This is a genomic window from Thiomicrospira aerophila AL3 (assembly GCF_000227665.2).
Classification (GTDB): domain Bacteria; phylum Pseudomonadota; class Gammaproteobacteria; order Thiomicrospirales; family Thiomicrospiraceae; genus Thiomicrospira; species Thiomicrospira aerophila.
This window is the reverse complement of the sequence record NZ_CP007030.1, coordinates 941,232-959,408: the sequence shown is the minus strand read 5'-3', so window position 1 is coordinate 959,408 and position 18,177 is coordinate 941,232. Positions and strand designations below refer to the sequence as shown.

Annotated in this window: 13 protein-coding genes; 1 reads left to right on the top strand and 12 read right to left on the bottom strand. The window is 47.6% G+C overall.

What is annotated here, in order from left to right:
- Window positions 1-35: 35 nt before the first annotated feature.
- Genes THIAE_RS04550 through THIAE_RS04540 form a run of 3 tightly spaced genes read right to left on the bottom strand, consistent with a single transcriptional unit; the run spans window position 36 to window position 4,623 of the window.
- The gene (locus tag THIAE_RS04550) at window positions 36-1,436 is read right to left on the bottom strand and encodes an ABC transporter permease (RefSeq protein WP_006459024.1); all 1,401 of its coding nucleotides are present in this window, start codon (window positions 1,434-1,436) and stop codon (window positions 36-38) included.
- Window positions 1,433-2,410 (bottom strand): ABC transporter permease, encoded by a 978-nt coding sequence (locus tag THIAE_RS04545; protein ID WP_006459025.1) that lies wholly within the window; start codon window positions 2,408-2,410, stop codon window positions 1,433-1,435. The genes THIAE_RS04550 and THIAE_RS04545 overlap by 4 nt, the downstream gene beginning before the upstream one ends.
- Window positions 2,407-4,623 (bottom strand): ABC transporter substrate-binding protein, encoded by a 2,217-nt coding sequence (locus tag THIAE_RS04540; RefSeq protein WP_006459026.1) that lies wholly within the window; start codon window positions 4,621-4,623, stop codon window positions 2,407-2,409. The genes THIAE_RS04545 and THIAE_RS04540 overlap by 4 nt, the downstream gene beginning before the upstream one ends.
- Before the next feature lie 77 nt (window positions 4,624-4,700).
- Between THIAE_RS04540 and THIAE_RS04535 the strand changes: the two genes are divergently transcribed.
- Entirely contained in the window at window positions 4,701-5,480 is a 780-nt protein-coding gene (locus tag THIAE_RS04535; protein WP_006459027.1) for an enoyl-ACP reductase FabI, read from the top strand.
- A gap of 79 nt (window positions 5,481-5,559) precedes the next feature.
- Here the strand turns inward: THIAE_RS04535 and THIAE_RS04530 are convergent, their stop codons facing one another.
- The 9 genes from THIAE_RS04530 to nusA all read right to left on the bottom strand — a co-directional run bounded on the left by THIAE_RS04530 (window position 5,560) and on the right by nusA (window position 18,175).
- On the bottom strand, window positions 5,560-8,475 hold the full coding sequence (locus tag THIAE_RS04530; protein WP_006459028.1) for an insulinase family protein: 2,916 nt from the start codon (window positions 8,473-8,475) through the stop codon (window positions 5,560-5,562).
- Between the two features lie 180 nt (window positions 8,476-8,655).
- Window positions 8,656-10,740, bottom strand: a complete 2,085-nt coding sequence (gene pnp / locus THIAE_RS04525) for a polyribonucleotide nucleotidyltransferase (RefSeq protein WP_006459029.1) — start codon at window positions 10,738-10,740, stop codon at window positions 8,656-8,658.
- Between the two features lie 158 nt (window positions 10,741-10,898).
- Window positions 10,899-11,165 (bottom strand): 30S ribosomal protein S15, encoded by a 267-nt coding sequence (gene rpsO / locus THIAE_RS04520; RefSeq protein WP_006459030.1) that lies wholly within the window; start codon window positions 11,163-11,165, stop codon window positions 10,899-10,901.
- 375 nt (window positions 11,166-11,540) lie between these two features.
- Window positions 11,541-12,032, bottom strand: a complete 492-nt coding sequence (locus tag THIAE_RS04515) for a Crp/Fnr family transcriptional regulator (protein ID WP_006459031.1) — start codon at window positions 12,030-12,032, stop codon at window positions 11,541-11,543.
- 14 nt (window positions 12,033-12,046) lie between these two features.
- On the bottom strand, window positions 12,047-12,895 hold the full coding sequence (locus tag THIAE_RS10545) for a class I SAM-dependent methyltransferase (protein ID WP_006459032.1): 849 nt from the start codon (window positions 12,893-12,895) through the stop codon (window positions 12,047-12,049).
- A complete protein-coding gene (truB, locus tag THIAE_RS04505; protein ID WP_006459033.1) occupies window positions 12,858-13,814 on the bottom strand; it encodes a tRNA pseudouridine(55) synthase TruB in 957 nt (318 codons plus the stop codon). Before truB ends, THIAE_RS10545 begins: the two co-directional genes overlap by 38 nt.
- Before the next feature lie 2 nt (window positions 13,815-13,816).
- Window positions 13,817-14,173 (bottom strand): 30S ribosome-binding factor RbfA, encoded by a 357-nt coding sequence (gene rbfA, locus THIAE_RS04500; protein ID WP_006459034.1) that lies wholly within the window; start codon window positions 14,171-14,173, stop codon window positions 13,817-13,819.
- On the bottom strand, window positions 14,173-16,668 hold the full coding sequence (gene infB, locus THIAE_RS04495; RefSeq protein ID WP_006459035.1) for a translation initiation factor IF-2: 2,496 nt from the start codon (window positions 16,666-16,668) through the stop codon (window positions 14,173-14,175). The genes rbfA and infB overlap by 1 nt, the downstream gene beginning before the upstream one ends.
- A gap of 19 nt (window positions 16,669-16,687) precedes the next feature.
- Window positions 16,688-18,175, bottom strand: a complete 1,488-nt coding sequence (gene nusA, locus THIAE_RS04490) for a transcription termination factor NusA (RefSeq protein ID WP_006459036.1) — start codon at window positions 18,173-18,175, stop codon at window positions 16,688-16,690.
- Between the last annotated feature and the right edge of the window lie 2 nt (window positions 18,176-18,177).

Sequence of the window (18,177 nt, the reverse complement as noted above, 5' to 3'; positions counted from 1 at the left end):
ATACAATGTATGTATCAAGCTTACAAAGCTATTAATCATGCGTTATTCTTCGGGTCTAACACGCGTTGGACGCGGTCGGAGAAGAGGTTGGCGGCGAGCACAAGGATGAACATAAACACAAACGCGCTAAACAACGACCACCAGACCATCGGTTCGCGCGCCATTTCTAAACGCGCTTGGTTGATCATATTGCCCCAGCTATGCATGGTCGGGTCAACCCCCACACCCACATAGGACAAGACCGCTTCCGCTAGCACTAACGCGCTGAAATCCAGTACCACCGCAATCAGCACAATGTGCATCACGTTTGGCAGAATATGGCGCACAATGATTTTGAACCGGCTAACACCAAAAGCACGCGCGGCGGTGACATATTCGACTTGGCTGATTTTTAAGGTTTCGGCGCGCAATAATCGACACAAACTGGTCCAGGAGGTCAGGCCTAGAATCAGCACCAGTACCAACAAGCGGAAATCCGCCCGTTCAGTCGCGGTTTCAAACCACTGCGGGTTATTGGTAATAATGGTTTGCATCACCAACACCGAGGCGGCAATTAACAAAATCCCCGGAATCGAGTTCAGCGTGGTGTAGACATATTGAATAACATCATCCACCCAACCACGAAACAGCCCAGCACTGATGCCAAGTATCAACGCCAAGGGCAACATGACCAAGGTGGTCAGCACGCCAATTAACACGCCGGTGCGCACGCTTTTAAAACTTTGATAGAGCACATCACCACCGACCTTGTCGGTGCCGAGCACATGATAATAGTGCCCCAAATAATACAACCAAGCCAAGATGACCAAGCCCAGCGTAAAAGTCAGATACCCCGTGCGCCAGGGCAAATCCGCTTGGCCTTTTAACACCAGGCCTGCTTGTTCGCCAAATCGACGTCCCAAGGCACGCGCACGCCAGACTAAATGCAAACTGATTAATAGCCCGCTTATCGCCAAGGCGACCGCCACAGCAAACACGGATTTTTGGGTGATATCGGCGGCACGCTGTGACGCATCCGCTAAATGCGCACCGGCATGCACTAGGTCTAAATGCTGCTGCAGTACCCGCCCCTGTTCGTCTTTAACAATGGAAGTGCTATGCTCTTTGAGCGCAAAAGGCGCCGAGTAGGTGCGCTCGGTTTGGCTGCGAATTTCATTAAACACCCAGTCTAAGGCGCTGGTGGTTTGACCGGCATATTGGCGTTCCTGTCCCGGTGTTTGATCCGGCAAGGCTAAACGGAAATGCAGTGAATCCAGCAGCGCAATTGACAAATAAAACAGCAAAATAATCGCTGAACTCATCGCAATTTTGGAACGAAAAATCGCCAGCCATTGCGCCTTAACCTGTGGCGAGCGCGAAATCGTCCAGCCCCAAGCGCCGAGTGCAAGCACCAACCCCCACACCATAATATCTGTCCAAAGCCATACCCACATCATGATAAACGCACCCTTGGATCAAAAATGGTATAGGAAATATCGGTCAGAATCAGCCCGATGATATAGAGCACCGCGCCGAAAAACACCATCGCTTTCACAATCGCAAAATCCTGGGCGTTAATCGCATCAATGGTATAACTGCCTAAACCGGGTATGCCAAAGAAGGATTCCATAATCAAGCTGCCCATAAACAGGCTCGGAATCACCACCACCACGCCGGTTAGAATCGGCAACATACCGTTGCGCAACACGTGTTTAAACAACACACTGATTTCCGACAAGCCTTTGGCGCGCGCGGTGCGCACATAATCGCGGTTAATTTCTTCCAAGAAAATACTGCGATACCAACGGGTGCCCGCCCCTAAACCGGCAAACACACCAATCAAGACCGGCAGAATCAAGAACTTCACACTCGCCCAGCCGGGTTCATAGCCGGATATCGGCACCCAATGCAGGATTTTGCTAAACAGCACCTGCCCGGCAATAATATAAAACAGGCCGGATATCGACATAATCATCACCGCAATCACCATCGCGGCGGTATCCAGCACCGTGGCACGGAATAGCACGATCAGCAACGCCAGCGTAATGGTGGTAATCAAGCCAATCGCAAAGGTCGGCAAGGCAATCGCCAAACTCGGCCACATGCGTTCTTTAATGTCCGAAGCAATATCGCGTCCGGCATCGGATTTGCCAAAGTCAAACACAAACAACTTCAACGACTGCTCAACAAACAAGGTATCGCTCAACTTCACCAGGCCTGGTGCATCGCTATTAAAAAACAACGGCTTGTCATAACCGCGTTCGGCCTTCCAGCTTTGAATCAGCTCCGGTGTGGTTTGCTTGGCGCCCAGTTGCGCGCGCGCCATGTCATCCGGCGTGTTGACCATAAAGAACAATACAAAGGTAATAAAATTGACGCCAATCAAAATCGGAATGGCATAAATCAAGCGACGAACAATATACGCCATCATAAATTGCGCCCTCCCGTTTTAGACGATTGCGGCTGAATCCGTTGTTGTTGACGCGCACGATAAGCGCTAACCGCCCAAATCGACAAACCAATCATAAGCAGGCCTGCTAACCACAAAGGCCAGACCACCGGACGATTCCATTCAGCTTGTTTTTGCAGCCGAAGTTCAGGATCAACCGACAAATATTTCACACTGTTATTGGCTAAACGATTCGGCCAGACATTGTGATACCAACTGTGATAAAGCGCCAACGAACGCGGATGCAAAGCAAATACCCAAGGTGCATCTTGGCGCACAATCTCCAACATGTCTTGAATAATCGCTAAACGTTCGGGGCTATTTTCCATATTGCGCATTTGTTCAAACAAGCGATCAAATTGTGGATTAGCATAATTGGCTGAATTAATCCCGGCACCGCCCGTGGCGACCGATCCATTTGGCCCGTAAAGCAGGAATAAAAAGTTTTCTGGATCCGGGTAATCCGCGCCCCAACCCCAAAAGAAAATCTGCGCATCGCCATTACGTACCTTGTCTTGAAAGCGATTAAAGTCAGTGGCACGAATCACCAACTCGATGCCCAGTTCTTCAAACTGTTTGCGCATCCAATCCATCCGTGCACGATCATCCGGCCCGGTGGCGACCGCATCAAAATGCAGTTGCAAAGGGCGCCCGGTGGCCGGATTCAACCCATTCGGATAGCCCGCTTGCGCCAGTAACTCTCGCGCGGTGGCCAATGATTTACGTTGATATTCGCCATTCACCCAATCATGCACATAAGGGTTAACGCCTTCCTCACCTTCAATATGCCCAAAAATCCCCGGTGGAATCGGCCCTTGCGCTGCCATACCGCGTTCATTCATAAAAATTGAAATAAACTCTTCATAATTCACTGCAATGCTAATCGCTTGGCGCAATTTTTGGCGGTCACTACTATAGCCCCCAATCACCTCATCGAGCATATTAAACGCTAAATAAAACACCGTCGGTTCCACTGCTGTTCGCATTTGAATACCCTTTTCTGCCATTTCACCGGTCAAGTTCAACTCACCGCTAACCGACACCTGCACCGCCTGATCAAAACTATCCGAACTTACACCCGAGGCATCGTAGTAACCTTGCAAAAACTTATTCCAATAAGGCACACTTTCTTTTTCCAGGGTATAGACCACCTGGTCTAACAGCGGCAAACGCTTGCCGGCATCTCGCAATAAACTATCTGGCATGTAATAAGTCAAACCAGAGTCAGGATAAAACTGTTCATGAAATACCGGGTTACGCACCAAACGCATGCGTAGATTAGGATTATTCTCTTCTAAGAAAAATGGCCCGGTACCGACCGGAAAGGTATTGAAGTTAATATTGCGTGCCACCAGGCCTGGTTGTGCATAAAACTGCTCCACTTCCCAGGGTATCGGCGCAAAGAAATTCATCGCCAGCCAATACATAAATTGCGGATAAACACCTTCAATCTGAATACGTAATTGATGATCATTGACCACCTTCACGCCTGGGATTTGGTAAGGACGCAAATCGAAAAACGCCTCACGCGCCACCTCGGCGCGGTCGGCACTGACCTGCTCACTGAATTCACGCAAACCGACAATATAACCCATCATCGTATCCAATACCGGCGAATGGTTTTGTCGCACCGCCATGCGTTTAATCGCATAGGCATAGTCGGCGGCGGTGAGTTCACGCGTGGCAAGCTGCGACAATTCAAACGGCGAACGCAAATTCGCCGCTTTGCGCGCATTCAGCGTCAAATACACAAAATCGCCCTGCTCATCTCGGGCAAACGCCGGATGAGGTTGAAATTGAATACCCGGTTTTAAATTTAAAGTAAATTCAGAATAGGCCAGATCGGTTGCACCCTGTTCGACCCCAACCCCCTCGGCATTAAAATAACGCACCTTGGGCATCTCAGTCAGCGTCAAGGGTTCAAGCGTGAACGGACGTTTTAAATAATGATATTGCAACGGTGGCTCAAGAATTTGGCTGATAATTTGCCATTCATTTGAGCTATAAGCGCGCACCGGATCAAGGTGTTTGGGCGGTGTTGAAAAGGCGGTAAATAAAGTATTTGATGCCACCGCCTCTTCCGTGTAAGGTCGATTCCATTGATCAGCACAAGCCACTAAACCTAGTGCGATAGCTAATACAATAAAAGGTTTGACTAAAAACGCGAAGTACTGACCAGGCCTGGTTAATTGCATTGTTTGGTTCACCTTTAGGATTCACGCTATAATGTTGGCATTTTAACGAGTCACATTTAGCCAAAATGGAGAAAAATATGGGCTTTTTAACCGGCAAACGCGCCTTAATTGTGGGCGTCGCGAATAACAAATCCATCGCCTATGGTATTGCAAAACAAATGCATGAGCAAGGCGCAGAGATTGCACTGACCTTTCAAACTGAAAAACTGAAAAGTCGTGTAGAAAAGGTAGCAGAAGAATTAGGTTCTAACATTGTGCTACCGCTTGATGTAGCGGATGATCAGCAAATCACTGATGTGTTCGCTGAATTGAAAAATCACTGGCCGGAAGGCTTGGATATTTTAGTCCATTCGGTCGCCTTTGCGCCGCGCGAAGAATTGGAAGGCCGTATGATTGATGCCTCGACCCGCAATGGCTTCAAAGTTGCGCATGACATCAGTGCTTACAGCCTGACTGCTTTAACCAAAGCCGGCTATGAAATGCTAAAAGCCCGCCAAGGCTCGGTGATGACCATTTCCTATTTAGGTGCAGAACGTGCGGTGCCTAACTACAATGTCATGGGAATTGCCAAAGCCTCGCTTGAAGCAACCGTGCGTTATTTGGCGGCCGATTTAGGCCAAGACGGTATCCGGGTCAATGCGGTTTCAGCCGGCCCGATTCGTACCCTAGCGGCATCTGGCATTAAAGACTTCCGCCAAATGCTAGACAAAGCAGCACAGGCGACCCCATTACGCCGCAATGTGACCATTGAAGAAGTCGGCAATACTTGTGCTTTCTTATGTTCAGACCTAGCCTCAGGCATCACCGGTGAAATCACCTATGTTGATGGCGGCTACAACACCACCGCGTCAACTTAATCTTTACGCCCTTCACTTCAAACCTCTTTCAATCACTGAAAGAGGTTTATCGACACCCTCCCGTCAATTTTTGGTTTCTTTACAACTTAATTAACTCAAAGCCATTCGCAGTTAATTGGTCCGATTGACTAGCTTGGGTTAACACCGCGCGTGTCGCTTGGCTTTGCAAATACCGTTCACCCACCGCACGAACTTGTGCTAAATCCGCGTTTAAAACCGCTTGGCGATAGGCGGTGCGTTTGACATGATCACGACCATACAGCTCTTGATAAAAGGCTTTTTTGGCTTCACCCGCCGGAGAACCGGGTTTGTCCATCGCACTGACGATATTTAAAATCGCTTCGTCCACTTGCTCTTGGGTGGCGGAAGTCATTAACCAATCCAACGCGCGTTCAAAATCGGCAAAGGTATCCATCAAACGCGGATCACGATAGGAATACATGACCAACGCACCGGCTTCGGCATCGAAACTCGCCCCGCCGCCATAGGCGCCGCCTTTTTCACGAATCGCGCTGTGCAAAAAGCCGTTACGTAAACAAGCGCTCATCACCGACAATAACGGTGCATCGTCATGCCCCCACAGCACCGCCGGATAGGCTTGCGCACAGAAATTGACTTGGGTTGAAGTCAACCAGGCCTGGTGGTTAATCGCTAGCGGTTGCGGTTGCGCCAAGGTTAAACGACTGTTTTGCGTACCGGAGCATTCATCCAATAACGCACTCATGCCCGACCAGGCCTGGTGGTAGCCGGTTTCATCCGCCACCAATAACGCTTGTTTCGGTGCTTGCGCAATTTTGTCGCGAATAACGGCTAATTGTTGCGCAAAGGCCTGCAAAGCCGATTCATCTTCTAACGACTTATCGAGTTGTTTAATAAACTGAATACCCGCCAAACCTGAACGTTGGAAATTCCATTGTGCAACCGGCGAAAACGCCTGGGTTGCCGCACTCATCGCCAAACTATGACCGGAGCCAGTAATACGATGTTCCATTGATGAACGAATTTGACCGACCAAATCACGTAAGCGTTCGGTTTCGCTGAAATCCAGCGTCAATAGGGTTTGCTGCATCAAAATCGCTAAATCCTGATGATGACGATTTAACGCTTTGCCTGTGAGCATAAAATGGCTGTGATACGCGGTGTTATCCGCTAAATCCGCACGTACGGCAGAACGCGCCGAAACACCGCCGGTCACCGCCGCTTGCAAGGACTGAGTATCAAGATAATCACGCCCGCCGCTGCCGACTTCGGTTAAACAACTGTTAAACAACGGCATTAACGCTTGTTCTTCCGCGGTTAAATCGGGCATATCAACAATTAACTGTTCATACACCAATCCATTGGTGCCGCGCTCATAAGCCGTCACTTTGCCACCCGTTTGCAGAAGGGTTTGCTTCGGCAGAACCTGAATAATCTCCGGGGTGACATCCTCTTTGGTGACTTTCGGCAGAATAGTCGGATCATCTTGTTGCGCTTGGCGTTGCTCCAACGCCACCGCTTGCTCGATAATTGCCTGCTTTTGTGAATCGGTTAAACCAGCTTGAATCTGCGCCAATTTCGCTTTTTCAGCTTGTTCACGTTGCGCACTCAGCTCGGTATCCGGCTTTAAGGTTAAGCGCACACGATGCGGATTATCCAACAACCAGGCCTGTACCAACTTGGGAATAAAGTCCGGATGCGACACGTCTTGTTGTAATTGCAGTAATACCTTATCCACATCCAATAACGCGACCGGATCACCTTGATGTAACGCCGCCGGTAACGCCGCCAACATCAATTCCAAGCCATACGGATAACTATCGCCCCCGACTTCACGCTGACTTAATTCCAATTGATGCAACATGGCTTCGACTTGCGATTGTTCCACACCTTCTTGCACAATACGTTGTAACTCATTGATAATTAAGTCCTCTATCGCTTGCGCATGTTCCGGTTCAGACCCTTGCACACCGACCACAAACGCCATTTCTTTATTGGAATCTTCCAAGCCGCATAACGGCGATGGTGCGGTCGCCAATTCGGTTTGTTCCAATACAAAACGCAACGGTGACGCGCTGTTATCCAGCAACACTGAGGCTAATAAATGGCCTTTTAGCACGTCCATCGGGTTTTTATTTAAGCCCAATAACCAACCCATCACGATATGGGTTTTGTTGGACACGTCTTCTTCATCTAACGCATAGGCTTGTTCAATCACTTTTGGTGTATTAAAACGCTGCTCGGTTTTGACATAAATCGGTTCAATCGGTTGTTCAAAACGCGCTAACGCCAAGGCTTCGAAATCTGCCTGTAATGACGCCGGATTTTGATTGCCATAGGTCATAAACACCGCATTCGACGGATGATAATGGGTGCGATGAAAGTCCACCAACTGCTGATGGGTTAAATCCGGAATCGCTTCCGGCTCACCGCCGCTGTTGTAATGATAGGTTGAGGTCGGATACAACTCGCCGGTCAATACCTGCCACAGGGTTGAAACCGGCGAACTCATCGCGCCTTTCATTTCATTAAACACCACGCCTTTATAGGTTAAAGGCGAGTTAGCATCGGCTAGGGTTTCAAATTCAAAACGATGGCCTTCTTGGGCAAAATCCAACGGGTCTATATTGGGGAAAAACACCGCGTCCATGTAGACTTGCAGCAGGTTTTGATAATCCTTGTCGTTTTCGGTCGCAAATGGATACGCCGTCCAATCGCTGGAGGTAAACGCGTTCATAAAAGTATTAATAGAGCGGCGAATCATCATAAAAAACGGATCACGCACCGGAAAACGCTCCGAACCGCATAACACCGTATGTTCTAAAATATGCGCCACCCCGGTGGAATCTTCTGGCACGGTACGCAACGCGACCATAAATACTTTATGATCGTCATCGGCCGCCAGATGATAATGCATCGCGCCGGTATGTTTGTGGCGGAAGGTTTGTACATTCACTGATAGGGTTTCAATCAGGTGTTCGCTTATAAATTCAAATGTTTCGTAACTGGTTGGCATAAAACCTCACAAATAAAAAAACCGTTTTGCAACGGTTTTGGTTGTATGGGATTGGAGTGACGTTTTTTATAAGTATTCCTGTCTGTATGAACCTGCTCCTTCGATTTTTGCTGCGCAAAAAGAGGCGTCGCTGGCCCATACAGACAGGAAAAAACTTAAAAAACTACCCAATTCTAGTGATTACACACCCTTAATTGATAACTTCACGCGACCTTGCTTGTCAATTTCTAACAAACGCACCTGAATATCTTGACCTTCCTGAAGATAATCTGCCACGTTTTCAACGCGCTCTTCAGCGATTTGAGAAACATGCACTAAGCCTTCACGACCAGGCATGTAAGACACAAATGCACCAAAATCAACAATCTTCATTACTTTTGCATTATATACCTTACCAATTTCAGGCTCGGCAACTATTGCATTAATCTTGGAAATCGCAATATCAGCAGAAGCTTGATCCGTCGCGGCAATACGCACCGTGCCATCATCTTCTAATTCAATTACCGCACCACTTTCTTCCGTAATCGCGCGAATAGTCGCACCACCCTTACCAATAATTTCACGAACCTTATCGGCCTTCACTTTCATAGTAGTAAAACGCGGTGCGGTGTCAGCCACCTGGGTATTGGACGAATTAATTGACTTAGCCATCTCGCCCAAAATATGCAACCGACCTGTTTTGGCCTGGTCAAGCGCAATACGCATGATTTCTTCGGTAATACCTTCTATTTTAATATCCATCTGCAACGCGGTGACACCTTGATCGGTTCCGGCTACCTTAAAATCCATATCACCTAAATGATCTTCGTCACCCAAAATGTCAGACAAGACCGCAAAACCAGCGTCTTCTTTAATCAAGCCCATCGCAATACCCGCTACTGGAGCGGCAATCGGCACACCAGCATGCATCAACGCCATACTGGTACCACAGACGGTCGCCATCGAACTTGAACCATTGGATTCAGTAATTTCTGACACCACACGAATGGTATAAGGAAATTCATCAGCCGTCGGTAACATGGCTGCCACACCACGACGTGCTAACATACCATGACCGATTTCGCGACGACCCGGCGTGCCCATACGACCACACTCACCTACTGAGTAAGGCGGGAAGTTGTAGTGCAACATAAAACGGTCTTTATAGGAACCGGTGAGTTCATCAACAATTTTGGCATCGGTTTCTGTACCGAGTGTCGTCACAACCAAGGCTTGGGTTTCACCACGGGTAAATAACGCTGAACCATGCACCTTGGGCAAGACGCCGACTTTACAATCAATTGCGCGAACAGTGTGGTTATCACGACCATCAATACGCGGCTCACCCGCTACCGAACGTCCACGTACAATGGTTTTTTGTAACTTACCAAACAAGCCTTCTAATTCTTTTTCAGACGCGCCATCAGGATGGGTTTCTGAAACGGCAAGCTGCGCCATGAGTTTCGCTTTCGCCGCATCCAACGCCGCATAACGCGCTACTTTGTCTGCAATGGTATAAGCCGCTTCAACATCGGCACGGACTAGATCAAATACTTGATTTTTAAGTTCGGTGTTTTCTGGCGCAGGCTGCCAGTCCCAACGTGGCTTGCCACAAGCCGTTGCCATATCACGGATCGCTTGAATCGCAACCTGCATTTGCTGATGACCAAACATCACCGCGCCTAACATGACATCTTCGGGTAATTCGCTGGCTTCTGATTCCACCATTAATACGGCGGTTTCCGTGCCAGCAACACTCAACTCAAGGTCAGAGGTTTCTAGCTCTAATTTTGATGGGTTCAATAAATACTCACCATCACGATAGCCAACAATCGCGGCACCTAACGGGCCATTAAACGGAATACCTGAGATGGCTAAGGCCGCTGAGGTGCCCAGCATCGCAGGCACTTCGGTGCCCACTTCTGGGTCTAAGGCTAGCACGGTGGCAATAATTTGCACTTCATTCATAAAACCTTTGGGAAACAAAGGACGAATAGGACGGTCAATTAAACGTGAAGTCAACGTCTCATACTCAGACGGACGGCCTTCACGCTTTAAAAAGCCACCAGGGATTTTGCCCGCTGCAAAGGCTTTTTCTTGATAATTAACCGTTAAAGGGAAAAAATCCTGTCCCTCTTTCGCCTGCTTTGCGCCCACGACCGTGACCAATACGCGGGTATCACCCATACCGACGATAACGGCGCCATCTGCTTGCCGAGCAATTTCGCCCGTCTCAAAGGTGACTTGATGCTGACCGTATTGGAAACGAGTTAAATGTTTTGCCATGCGTTATTACCTACTTAATTTTTAATATCATAAATTCTGTTTGTCTGCGCTATTGTAGCCTTAATTTAACCCTACGGATAGGAATAGCACTAGAAAACGGCCACAAAAAAGCCCCGACTAAGCGGGGCTTTTTGAAGACCAGGCCTGCTAGTTAAAACTTACTTACGTAAGCCTAAACGAGCGATCAAGTCTAAATAACGCTGACCGTCTTTTTTGTGTAAATAATCAAGTAACTTACGACGACGGCTAACTAAACGCAACAAGCCAACACGTGAGTGATTGTCTTGCTTGTGGGCTTTAAAATGTTCAGTTAAATATTTGATGCGGTGCGTTAATAAGGCTACCTGAACTTCAGTTGAACCGGTATCTTGTGCATTCGCGCCGAATTCAGCGACGACTTTTGCTTTAGTTTCAGCATTAATCATATTTTTCTCCAAAGTGATCGGTCGATATAAAGGCATCGTTTCCGCGACCGATAGCAGAAAGATGGAAGCATTATCCATGTTTTAAAGGTGTGTTCAAGGTTTTTTAACGAAAAACAATAAAACCGTTAGCGAGGCAGCGGATACGAGGCAAAGCTGGCTAATCAAACAACCTGTCACCGTTTTAAAAACCTTCGTGAAAACTTAAAGAACGCGGCGGCTGGAGCACAGCTCAAAGAATTAGGAATATATTAAAACCGTCAGCGAGGCAGCGGATACAAGGCAAAGCTGGCTGAAAAAAGCGGAGTTTACAAAAAGTAAATGAGCATTTTTGAATGCTAGCTTTAACAAAGTAGCCGCAACGCAGCTAGGTTTTAGTTAGTGGCGGCCAAACCCATGCATATAATGCTCAATCTGCGCCATATTCTCACTCATTGCGCGCACCAAATGATCCAGGCTCACCACGGCATTCTCTAGGATATTCACGGCGATAAAAGGATGCTCAACTTTCAAGCGGTCATACATAGGGCGGGTCAAAACAAGTAGCTTCACCTTTTTCGATTCGCAATACATACGTAAATTACGTGGTTTACGATCAAAAAAAGACATCTCACCAATCAAATTCCCAACGCCTTGGCTACCGACGTTCACTTCATCTTGGCCATCAAAACTGACAAAACCAACCCGCCCTTTGATGATAAACATCATTGCATCGCCTACTTCACCTAAGTCTGAAATCACTTCGTTCTGTTCATAACTGCGTTCAATTAAGTAGGCGGTTAAGGTTTCGACTTCTTCACGAGTAAGCGACTCACAAATCGCATTGGTCTGGAAGTATTCAAATAATTCATTACTTTTGACTTTGGTCATGGTCACTCCTCGATTTAATGTGTCGGCTTGCGTGCTAAGAACGCATTCATCGGCCGACCGTCTGGCAAAGTGCATAGTTTATCAACAATTATGTCAAAATGCGCAAAGCGTTGCGCCAATTCGCCTGGCTGTAAAATAAAACGCGGGTTTTTAGGGGATCCGAAGGCTTGCACACCTTCGTGAAAGGTTTCAATTAGCAGATAACCACCCGGTTTTATATGGGTTTCAATATAGTCAAACAAATGCCGGTCTAAAAAACGCAGTTGATAAATCAAATCAAACCTTTCAGTGGGGCGTTGCGTTGGCTGGGTTAAATCCGCTAAGCGAAAATCAACCGACACCTGCTCTGCTTGCGCTAAATCCTGCGCACAACGCAATGCCGGTGGTTGATTATCCACGGCGACCACCTTCCAGCCCTGTTTAGCGAGTGCAACAGCTTCGCGACCACCGCCACAGCCCAAGTCAAGCGCCTGCAAGTGCAATGCGGGATTAAACAATGCTACATCCGCGACCTGAGCCAATAAAAAAGCATTGGCTTGCCATAACCGCTTAGCCTGCGACCCACTGACCTTAGGCCAGAGGCTGGGATCTAGCTGATTAAATTGCGCGATCGTTAAGCAGGCCTGCAAATCATAGCCTTTAGCGGCTAACCAGGCCTGATAATCAGGCAACTGATCTGCCGCTGCGATTAAACCTAGCGGTACATCCCGGCTGGGCAATTGATTAAGGCAATCAGCATGCGCTGGAAGTTGCCATGGATAAGCTTGCTCAAATCGCGCCTGCAAGAACTGACTCGATTCACGCGTATCAAGCCAACAAAGCGAATCAGCTATCGAGGCGTGGCTGGGTGGCACAGAGCGCATTGGGATCATCAGGATTTAAGTGAAAACCCCGCTTTATCTTTAGACGTTGTTTATCCGCCTGCCACTCACCCATTGCAAACACCATCCCTTGATCGTCATAAAGTCGAATCATGTGAGTCACATCGGTTTGCTCAGGCAATAGGTCAAATAAAAAGCCACCTAACCAAAGATGCTCTTTTTGAGCCGCGGTTAAATAGAGTGCCGGATACTCCAACAACGCAATATCCAACGGATGAATCGATGAATTGGGATAGGTGCAAATCTCATGTAGCGGGCGCATATCTTTTGCATGAAAAATACCCGTTTGGGTGCGGTGCAAGGCCGTTAAATGACCCACGGTGCCAAGGGCTTCTGCGATTTCAGCCCCCAATACGCGAATGTAGGTTCCTTTTGAACAATGCACCTCAAAACGAATTTGCGCGACGTTGAAATCAAGTAATTTTAGCTCGTGAATCGTGACGTTACGCGGTTCTCGTTCAATCTCTATGCCTTTACGCGCATAGACATGCAAAGACTTACCTTCAAATTTGATCGATGAATACATAGGCGGCACCTGCGCAATCTCACCCCGAAAGGATGCAAGCACCTGCTCAATCATCTCAGCGGTTAAATCGGGCACAGGCAAGCTTTCAATCACCTCACCATCATGATCGCCGGTATCGGTTTTTTGACCTAAGTCAAGCGTCGCAATATAACGTTTGTCCGAAGCTAATAACATGCTAGATACTTTGGTCGCCTCGCCTAAACACACCGGCAATAATCCGGTTGCAAAAGGATCAAGCGTACCGGAGTGGCCAGCTTTTTTAGCACGATAGGCTTTGACAACCTGCTTGACCACCTCGGTTGAGGTCATACCCACAGGTTTATCAACTAACACGATACCGTTGACGACACGGCGACGCTGTCTAGAATTAGACATGGTTAGTACAGGGCTTTACGAATCAGCGCCTCGATATGATCGACACGATCAGGCACAGTATCATAATAAAAACGCAATTGTGGCGTCACTCTTAATCTTAACGCCTGTGCCAGCTCAGAACGCATAAAACCCGTGGCTTTTTTGAGTGCTTGTTCAGCATCCATCACGGCCTGATCGCCTTCTTTTGCGCCTAGCACTGAAAAATAAACCTTCGCAATACCCAAATCCTTACTCACCTGACACTCGGTCAGGGTTAAGGTTTGCAAACGAGGGTCTTTAATCTCGCGGCGCAACAAGTTGGACAACACACGAAAAATTTCTTGCGACACACGATCCGTGCGACTAAATTCCTGACTCATTAATCTAAGGTCCGTTTAACTTCGTAACGCTTAAACACTTCAATTTGGTCACCCACGCGAACATCATTATAGTCCTTCACGCCGATACCGCACTCCATGCCCTGACGCACTTCTTTAACGTCATCTTTAAAGCGGCGTAATGATTCTAGTGCACCTTCATAAATAACCACGTTATCACGCAATACGCGGATTGGCTGGCTACGTTCAACCGTACCTTCGATAACCATACAACCGGCAATTAAACCAATCTTCGGTGCTTTGAAAACATCACGTACTTCAGCAATACCAATAATTTCTTCACGCTCTTCGGCAGATAACTTACCTTCAATAGCGCGCTTCACTTCATCGACCACTTCATAAATAATGCTGTAGTAGTAAAGCCCAACTGATTCACGCTCAATTAAACGCTTGGCTGTCGCATCGGCACGGACGTTAAAGCCAAATACTAAGGCTTCAGAGGCAATCGCCAAGTTAACATCACTTTCAGTAATGCCACCCACGCCACTGCTCACTACATTCACCTTCACTTCTTCATTACTTAGATCAGTTAAGGCATTGGCAATCGCTTCAATGGAACCCTGTACATCGGCTTTCAGCACGATATTGACCGACTTGGTTTCGCCTTCAGCCATTTTGTTAAACATATTGTCTAACTTGGCACTTTGCTGACGGGCAATCTTCACTTCTTTGTACTTGCCTTGGCGGAACAGAGCGACTTCACGCGCCTTACGCTCGTTATCAACGGTGATCATTTCATCACCGGCAGAAGGTACACCGGATAAGCCCAAAATTTCAACTGGGATAGACGGACCGGCAGAATCGACCTGTTTGCCTAATTCGTTGACCAATGCACGAACACGGCCGAACTCCATACCACACAGGGCAATATCACCCTTCTTCAAGGTACCTGATTGAACCAATACGGTTGCAACCGGGCCACGGCCTTTGTCAAGGCGAGATTCAATCACCACACCCTTAGCATGCCCCTCAACTGGCGCATCTAATTCTAGGATTTCCGCACTTAGCAATATGGCTTCAAGTAGGTCATCAATACCGGTACCTTTTTTAGCCGATACCGGCACAAACTGAACATCCCCACCCCAAGCTTCAGGCACGACATCAAGCGCAGCAAGCTCTTGCATAACGCGGTCTGGATTAACACCCTCTTTATCCATTTTGTTCATCGCAACGACCATAGGTACTCCGGCCGCTTTAGCATGCTGAATAGCTTCCTTGGTTTGCGGCATCACGCCATCATCAGCCGCCACCACGATAATAACAATGTCGGTGGCTTTCGCACCACGGGCACGCATAGCAGTAAAGGCTTCGTGACCTGGGGTGTCGATAAAAGTAATATCACCATTTGGCGTCTCAACGTGATATGCACCGATATGCTGGGTAATTCCACCCGCTTCACCATGTGCGACCTTCGCTTTACGAATATAGTCAAGCAACGAGGTTTTACCATGGTCAACGTGACCCATAATCGTTACCACCGGTGCACGATGCACATATTCACCGTGATACTCTTGCTGAAGTACTTCTTCTTCGAGCGCATTTTCTTTTAACAAGATAGGTTTGTGACCTAATTCTTCGACCACAATCGCTGCTGTTTCTTGATCTAACACTTGGTTAATGGTGACCATGGTGCCCATCGTCATCATAAACTTAATAACTTCAGCCGCCTTAACCGCCATTTTGTCTGCTAATTCAGCGACTTGAATAGTTTCAGGCAAGGTAACATCACGCACCACCGGACCGGCAGGACGTTGGAAACCATGTTGATTATCTTGCGCTGCATGACGCGAATCATGACGTTTCTTAACTTTACGACGCCCACCTGTAGCAGGTGCATCATCCGTAACAATTTTGGTTTTGATGGTCTTTTTGGCCTTCGGTGGGCCGTCTTCTAAGCGGCTTTCCAGACTTTTGGCTTTTTTATCTTTTGGCTTTTTATTCGCTTTCGATTCTGCATCTTCGCCAACAACTTTCGGCTTTTTCACCGCTGTTTCGTCAGCTGCGCCAACGTCTGTTTTGGCTATTTCAATCCTAGGCTCAACCGGAATGTCGTTAATCACTGGCGTCGATTCAACAATCGGGGCCGTTGCGGCAACTGATGGTGCAAGGGTTTCAACCGGTGTCGGCGCGACAACTTCAGGCGTCACTTCCGGCACATCTGCTGAAGCTTCAGCTTCTGTTCGTTTGACATAAGTACGTTTTTTGCGTACTTCAACATTCACCGTTCGCTTACCAGAACCAGACGATAGGTTAAGTGTTTTGACTTGTTTACGGTGCAGGGTTACTTTTTTTGGCTCTAGATCACCGCCGTCACCGTGCAAACCTTTTAAATAGGCCAACAAAGTGCGTTTTTCATCTTCGCTAATCGCGTCAGACGCTTTTTTACCCTTGACACCGGATGCATTTAACTGGGCTAGGAGTTTTTCTACAGAAAGATTTAGTGTCTCTGCAAACTTGGATATCGATACTTCTGTCATACTTACCTCTTTCTTTCTGTTACTCAAACCAAGGCGCACGAGCCTTCATAATCAATTCAGCCGCAGCCTGCTCTGGTAGAGAAACTAACTCCAACAACTCATCTGTTCCCAACTCAGCCAAATCTTCTTGGGTTACAACACCCTGTCCGGCTAAGGTTTTTGCTAAATCAACGGTCATGCCTTCAAGGGCTAATAAATCGTCAGCGGGTTCGGCCAAGGCCGTTTTTTCTTCATTCACAATCGCCAAGGTTAATAACGCGTCTTTTGCACGTTGCTTTAACTCATTGACCAAATCTTCATCAAAGCCATCAATCTCTAGCATTTCGGCTGTCGGGACATAGGCCACTTCTTCTAGTGTGGTAAACCCTTCATTCACCAATACCTCAGCCAATTCTTCATCCACTTCTAGATGGGCTACAAACAAATCAATTTGCTTACTGGCTTCGGTATTGTGTTTTTCCTGCATGGCCGTTTTGCTCATGACATTCAATTCCCAACCGGTTAGCTCAGACGCTAAACGGATGTTTTGTCCGCCCTTGCCAATCGCTAATGACAACTGCTCGTCTTCAACGGCTAGATCCATTTCATGACGATCTTCATCGACCATAATCGAGGTGATTTCTGCCGGTGCCATCGCATTAATGACAAACTGCGCATCATTCGCATCCCATTGGATAATGTCGATACGCTCGCCATTAAGTTCGTTAGTAACCGCTTGAACACGTCCGCCACGCATACCGACACAAGCTCCGATTGGATCCAAACGCGGATCATTAGCACGCACTGCAATTTTAGCTCTGAAGCCAACATCACGAGCCGCTGCCATCACATCAATCAAATCATCACCAATTTCTGGTACTTCGATTTTAAACAACTCTATCAGCATTTCCTTACAAGCACGTGACATGAACAATTGCGGACCACGTGGACGGAAATCAACAGCCTGCAAGAAGGCACGCACACGATCGCCCATGCGGAAGGTTTCACGCCCCACTAGCTCACTGCGTGGGATGATGGCATCAACGTTATCGCCCATGTCTAAAATCACATCACCGCGATCAATGCGCTTGACCTGACCGGTTAGGATTTCGCCAACGCGTGGTTGATAGTCTTCGACCATTTTGCGTCTTTCAGCTTCGCGTACTTTTTGAATAATAATTTGTTTGGCTGTTTGTGCCCCGATACGACCAAACTCGATTGACTCGATTTCTTCTTCGATATATTCGTCAGGCTGAATATGCGGATCAATATCGGTGGCATCCATCATGCGCAAAAACATTTCTGGCTCGCCTTCAATGGCCACATCATCTTCAATGACCAACCAACGACGAAAGGTTTTGTAGTCGCCCGTGTGGCGATTAATCTCAACGCGCACATCATATTTATCATCGTAGTTTTTGACAGTAGCCATAGCTAAGGCGGTTTCAATCGCATCAAAAATGATTTCCTCGTCCACGCCTTTTTCATTCGACATGATCTCTACAACGGATAATACTTCTTTACTCATGC

Bases quoted from the DNA above. Each gene is read 5' to 3' on its own strand.
- THIAE_RS04550 (WP_006459024.1), bottom strand. From the start codon at position 1,436: ATGATGTGGGTATGGCTTTGGACAGATATTATGGTGTGGGGGTTGGTG.
- THIAE_RS04545 (WP_006459025.1), bottom strand. From the start codon at position 2,410: ATGATGGCGTATATTGTTCGTCGCTTGATTTATGCCATTCCGATTTTG.
- THIAE_RS04540 (WP_006459026.1), bottom strand. From the start codon at position 4,623: ATGCAATTAACCAGGCCTGGTCAGTACTTCGCGTTTTTAGTCAAACCT.
- THIAE_RS04535 (WP_006459027.1), top strand. From the start codon at position 4,701: ATGGGCTTTTTAACCGGCAAACGCGCCTTAATTGTGGGCGTCGCGAAT.
- THIAE_RS04530 (WP_006459028.1), bottom strand. From the start codon at position 8,475: ATGCCAACCAGTTACGAAACATTTGAATTTATAAGCGAACACCTGATT.
- pnp (WP_006459029.1), bottom strand. From the start codon at position 10,740: ATGGCAAAACATTTAACTCGTTTCCAATACGGTCAGCATCAAGTCACC.
- rpsO (WP_006459030.1), bottom strand. From the start codon at position 11,165: ATGATTAATGCTGAAACTAAAGCAAAAGTCGTCGCTGAATTCGGCGCG.
- THIAE_RS04515 (WP_006459031.1), bottom strand. From the start codon at position 12,032: ATGACCAAAGTCAAAAGTAATGAATTATTTGAATACTTCCAGACCAAT.
- THIAE_RS10545 (WP_006459032.1), bottom strand. From the start codon at position 12,895: ATGCGCTCTGTGCCACCCAGCCACGCCTCGATAGCTGATTCGCTTTGT.
- truB (WP_006459033.1), bottom strand. From the start codon at position 13,814: ATGTCTAATTCTAGACAGCGTCGCCGTGTCGTCAACGGTATCGTGTTA.
- rbfA (WP_006459034.1), bottom strand. From the start codon at position 14,173: ATGAGTCAGGAATTTAGTCGCACGGATCGTGTGTCGCAAGAAATTTTT.
- infB (WP_006459035.1), bottom strand. From the start codon at position 16,668: ATGACAGAAGTATCGATATCCAAGTTTGCAGAGACACTAAATCTTTCT.
- nusA (WP_006459036.1), bottom strand. From the start codon at position 18,175: ATGAGTAAAGAAGTATTATCCGTTGTAGAGATCATGTCGAATGAAAAA.